Annotated in this window: 2 protein-coding genes; both read left to right on the top strand. The window is 71.0% G+C overall.

The annotated features are described in order from the left end of the window. Positions 1-197, top strand: a 197-nt coding sequence (locus CCN37_RS37750) for an ACT domain-containing protein (protein ID WP_143262041.1), incomplete at its 5' end; no start/stop codon positions are given. A 9-nt stretch (positions 198-206) separates the two neighbouring features. Further along, positions 207-579, top strand: a 373-nt coding sequence (locus tag CCN37_RS37755; protein WP_086830202.1) for a TIGR03085 family metal-binding protein, incomplete at its 3' end; no start/stop codon positions are given.

The raw sequence follows: 579 nt of genomic DNA on the forward strand, positions 1-579 counted from the left end.
GCGTGCTGACCGCGCGCGGTCCGTTCGACTTCGCGCTGACCGGGATCATGGCCGCGCTGTCCACCCCGCTGGCCGAGGCGGGCGTTCCGCTGTTCGCCTTGTCCACCTATGACACCGACCACCTCATGGTCCGCGAAGAACACCTGGCGCGAGCCGTCGCCGCACTGGAGAACGCGGGCCACCGGGTGCACGCCTAGGCTGGACGCATGGGCCTGGCGCGCGATGAGCGAAGTGCACTGTCCGAGCTGTTCGAGAAGGTCGGGCCGGACGCGCCGACGCTGTGCGGGGACTGGCTGACCCGGGATCTCGCCGCGCACCTGGTGATCCGCGAGCGCAGGCCGGACGCCGCCGCTGGAATCCTCGTCTCCGCGCTGGCGGGCTACACCGAGCGCGTGCAGAAGAGCTACGCCGCGAAGCCCTGGCGCGAGCTGGTCGAGCTGGTCCGCACAGGTCCTCCGACGCTGTCGCCGTTCTCCTTGCCCGGCGTGGACGAATCGGCCAACGGCGCGGAGTTCTTCGTGCACCACGAGGACGTTCGCCGTGGTGTTCCGGGATGGGAGCCGCGCCCAGCCGACGCGA

Origin of the sequence: Allokutzneria sp. NRRL B-24872 (assembly GCF_002155965.1) — a bacterium.
Classification (GTDB): domain Bacteria; phylum Actinomycetota; class Actinomycetes; order Mycobacteriales; family Pseudonocardiaceae; genus Allokutzneria.